Raw genomic sequence first — 4,432 nt, forward strand, 5'->3', positions numbered from 1 at the left:
TACGATAATCCGAAACGCGACACACTGCGCTGGTGGTCCTGCAACCCGGTTTACAATGGAATTAATTTTTTCCATTCGCAAAAATTCGGACGATTTGATTTAGTTGTAGGCGGCGCAGGATTTTCCGATCAGGGTTATCGTCAGGATGAATATGAATACCGTGGGCGTGTCAATTTTAACACCCGTTATCGCTCTAAAATCGAAGGATTATCCTTTGGTGTAAATGGAAATTATCAGTACGGTAAAAGTGGTGTATTCATCATCTGGCAAGATGCCGATAATGTATTTCGTCCCTACGGCGGCGGCGACCCGGAAAATAATCCGGAGTCCACCATCTCCGTGAATTACGGAACACGCGTTAACATCGATCCTTATTTGACCTATTACACTAAAAAAGGATATCGTCACCAATTACGTACACGTGTTTACTGGACCAATAACGTAAACAATACGAATCAGGGAGCGAATTCATACATGACCTATGGCGAATATCAGTTTTCGCGCAAATTCAAAAATGAACTAAATCTTACAGCTGGAGCAGTGGGGTATTATTCCAACATCACTTCGCAATTGTACGGCAATCACTATGGCATAAACGGAGGAGCATTTGTGCAGGCCGATAAAAAATGGCAGCGCTGGACCGTTAGCGGAGGAATGCGAATGGAATATTACCGTATCGATACTTCCGAAACGGTTTCTAAAACCTCATTGGGAAATACCAAATTGAGTTTGCCTTTTAAACCGGTATTCAGAGCCGGAGCAAATTTTCATGCACTGGAAGAAACGTATTTACGTGCGAGTATCGGACAAGGCTATCGCTTCCCTACAGTAGCAGAAAAATACGTGAGTACTTCGGTTGGCGCATTAAAAATATTTCCAAATCCATCCCTCACCGCCGAGAGTGGTTGGAGTGCAGAAGTGGGCGTGAAGCAAGGTGTAAAAATTAAAAAATGGGTCGGCTATTTAGATGTAGCAGCATTTGTAACGCAATACACCAATATGATGGAATTTGCATTTGGCGTTTACAATCCCGATTCTATTCCTTTAAATCTAAATCCCGCTTCCCCGGGATTCCCGACCAAATGGGCAGGATTCCGTGCTCAAAATGCAGAGGAAGCAAGAATATCGGGGATCGATATGAGTATTGTGGGTAAAGGAAAAATTTTCAGAAAAATAGATATGACCGTTTTTGCCGGTTATACTTATATGCGTCCCGTTACACTCAACGACGATAGCACCTATCTGCATTCCTTTTCGGATGGTGTAAAAATTAAAACGTTCGATGGTAAAGAAGCTTACATGTTAAAGTACCGCTATAAACACATGGCCAAAGCGGATGTGCAATTCGATTATAAAAAAGTCACGTTTGGATTAAGCGCCCGTTATATCAGCAACATTGAAAATATCGATTACACTTTCGAAAATCTCGAAGTAAAAATCGGAAACGGAATATTGCCCTTGTACGATTATATCTTGCCCGGATTACCGGAATATCGCGATAAGCACAATCGAGGTTCTTGTGTGTTTGATATTCGTGCAGGATATAATATAAACAAGAATGCACGTGTTTCTGCAGTGGTGAACAATATGTTCAATCTCGAATACATGGGTCGCCCGGGCGATGTACAAGCGCCACGCACCTTTGCTTTGCAGGTGATGGTTCAGTTTTAAGAATAAATTTCCTGGAGTGCCGATTCGATTTCAGGAAAATGAAATTGAAATCCGGATTGCATCAATTTATCGCTCGAAGCTTTTGGTCCGCTTAATAACAGTTCGGACATTTCTCCAAACATCAATCGGATAATGGGCGACGGAATATTCGGCAAGATCAATGGCATTTTAAACTGTTTGGCAATGGCCTTAGTCAGTGCTTTATTACTTAGGTTTTGTGGAGCAATAGCGTTAAAATCACCTTTTACTTCCTGATTTTCGATGGCCCATAAAAAACATCGTGCAGCATCTTCTGCGTGAATCCAGGTGACATTTTGTTTTCCGCTTCCAATGGCAGCACCAAATCCAAATTGAATCGGGAATGCCATTTTAGGTAAGGCGCCTTCGTTGCGGTCGAGAATGATTCCAAAACGGAAACAGGCAACTCGACACATTTCATCAAAACGATGAGCCGCCTCTTCCCATTTTACCACTACGTTCGCAATAAAATTTAATGCAGGCTGATCTTCTTCACTATGTATTTTGTCGGTATCCGGAGGATATATATTAATGCCTGATGCGGAAAAAAAACCTTGAATGCTTTGTCCGCGTTCTTTCAGTTTACTGAATAAAAATTCAGGAGCTTTTATCCGGCTGTTAATGATGTTTTGCTTTTGCTCTAGACTCCACTTTTTCCCCGCCAGGTTTTCACCCGCCAGGTGAATGATAAAATCGATTCCATCCAATGCAGCATCCTCAATAAAATTTTTTTCCGGATTCCATAAATACACTTTTACCGGACTCCGCGAATTGCGACTTCTCCCCACATGTACCACGCGGTGTTTTTTCTTTAAGAGAAGTTTAGTTAAACGGGTTCCCAACATACCGGAACCACCCGTAATAAGGATATTGGCCATAATACAAAAATAACAAAGCAAAGCACAGATTGTTGTCGGCCCATTGCGCATTCCTTTCCGTATATTTGAATCATGAACGATTTACCCAGATCGCTATTTGAACTTGTACCTTCCGGCAGCGACCAACAGATTGTGGAAGAAACGGCACGACAGCTCATTAAAGATTTTGCGGAGTTTTCGTTCGAAATTAATTTTACAGGCACAAAAGGCACACCTTACCAGGAATTATTCGAACAGGTTTTACCGGTTATTGAGTTGATGCTTAAAAATAACATGGAGATGTTTCATGCCATGATGTACCGCATCGATGTAAACGAAAAACAAATTCGTGAAGCCATGCAACGCTCTTCATCGCAAACCTTTCCCGAAATAGTAACCGATCTCATCCTTCGCCGCGAAATGATGAAGGTTTTAACCAAAAGGTATTTTTCGGGAAAATGATGCGAGAATATGATACGCTAAATTTATTCCTTTACAAATTTACCAACGTGAACCTTTTCGTTGTTTTCTATAATTTGAATGAAGTAAATTCCGGGAGATAATTTACTCACGTCTATTTCATTATTCCATTTGCGGGTTGGCGACAAAATCAATTGCCCTTTTATATCATACACATTCAGGGCCGTTATATGTTGAGTGGCGATTCCTGTAAAATAGATCTTCTCTGAGGCAGGGTTTGGACTAACTATTAAATGATTCATCACCGATCCGTTTTCCTTCATACCCGACAATATGTTTTTTATTTTAATGATATAAAAAATGTCGGGGTCCGTCAGATTCTGTTTGACAAACGTTCCAAAAATAAATAAGCTCCCAAAATCATTTATTCGTGTATGTGTTGCATAATAGGGAAGTGGAATTTGCGGAAAGGGATCTAAAACGTTGGATTGAGATACAGTAAGCGTTGTATCGAAAATGGTTAAATATATTTCATTATTAGAATCAGGCGAAGAATTGGTGGCATCGAAGTGCGACATATATGTTAATATCAGTTGATCTTGATAAATAGATATTGGGGCATAACGCAAAGGACTAAATCCTGATTGTTGTATAGTGGGGACTACCAAATGGGATTGAACAGGATTAAAAAACAGATCAGTCTTTAGTACTCCTGCCTTTGATCGGTTAGTGCTATTGTCTTCCCCTCCTATTGGAAAATACAAATAATTAGCACTGCTATTAATCTGATTTATGTTTAGAGACTCCAGATAAAAATCATTATTAAGCTGCAAATAGTTGCTCCAGGTTGAAGCAGGTTCAACGTATTGGCAGTTATTTAAATCTGTAGCATAATAGATCGGTTCGGTAAATAAGTTGGATAGCCCACTAAAAATATAATTAGAATCTAAGTGTCCATATGCAGAAGAATAATGAAATCGTCCAATTGGCGGTTGATGAAAACCACAAATCGAAGAATCCAAAAGGGAAAGGTCTGTTGGAATCAAAAAAGATTTATAGGAGAAATCAGCGTTGTTTGAATAGTTGCTGAAAACGAGAATTGAATCATGATGAAAAGCTGCATTAAAAGGTTCCAGATAACGATTGCTTACGCTAAATTCATTCGAATTGAGTAAGGTTAAATCAGAAGAAAAATGATAGATAACCAATGCAGATGAATTGGCTAAATATTTTGCAGTAATTAAATAAAAGCTGGAAAGAGAATCGGGTAAGAGCAAAGAAAACCTCGATATTGAATCAATTCGAACAGAGTCTAAAATATTAAGCGAAGAATCCACATGAATTAAAACAGTATTGGTAAAGATGGTGTCATTGTTTGTAGTTAGTTCAACAATCAAGCTCTGATCACTTAGTATTATAAATTCTTTAAATGAATGATTTTGCAAATTAAAGGACAAGGTGTCCTG

4 protein-coding genes are annotated in these 4,432 nt (G+C 39.4%); 2 read left to right on the top strand and 2 right to left on the bottom strand.

The genetic code is table 11. The features are described 5' to 3' along the window. A partial coding sequence (locus tag K1X56_14885; GenBank protein ID MBX7096004.1) for a TonB-dependent receptor occupies positions 1–1,671 on the top strand: 1,671 nt, incomplete at its 5' end. On the opposite strand, the gene K1X56_14890 is transcribed toward K1X56_14885, so the two are convergent. Then, entirely contained in the window at positions 1,668–2,567 is a 900-nt protein-coding gene (locus K1X56_14890; protein MBX7096005.1) for a TIGR01777 family oxidoreductase, read from the bottom strand. The genes K1X56_14885 and K1X56_14890 overlap by 4 nt on opposite strands. Positions 2,568–2,639: 72 nt before the next feature. Here K1X56_14890 and K1X56_14895 point away from each other — a divergent pair, with 72 nt between their 5' ends. After that, complete coding sequence (locus K1X56_14895; protein MBX7096006.1) at positions 2,640–3,008, top strand: hypothetical protein; 369 nt, start codon at positions 2,640–2,642, stop codon at positions 3,006–3,008. Between the two features lie 23 nt (positions 3,009–3,031). Here K1X56_14895 and K1X56_14900 read toward each other — a convergent pair. After that, positions 3,032–4,432 (bottom strand): T9SS type A sorting domain-containing protein (locus K1X56_14900; GenBank protein ID MBX7096007.1); only part of this gene is annotated, 1,401 nt, incomplete at its 5' end.

The organism is Flavobacteriales bacterium, from assembly GCA_019694795.1.
Lineage (GTDB): Bacteria > Bacteroidota > Bacteroidia > Flavobacteriales_D > UBA2798 > UBA2798.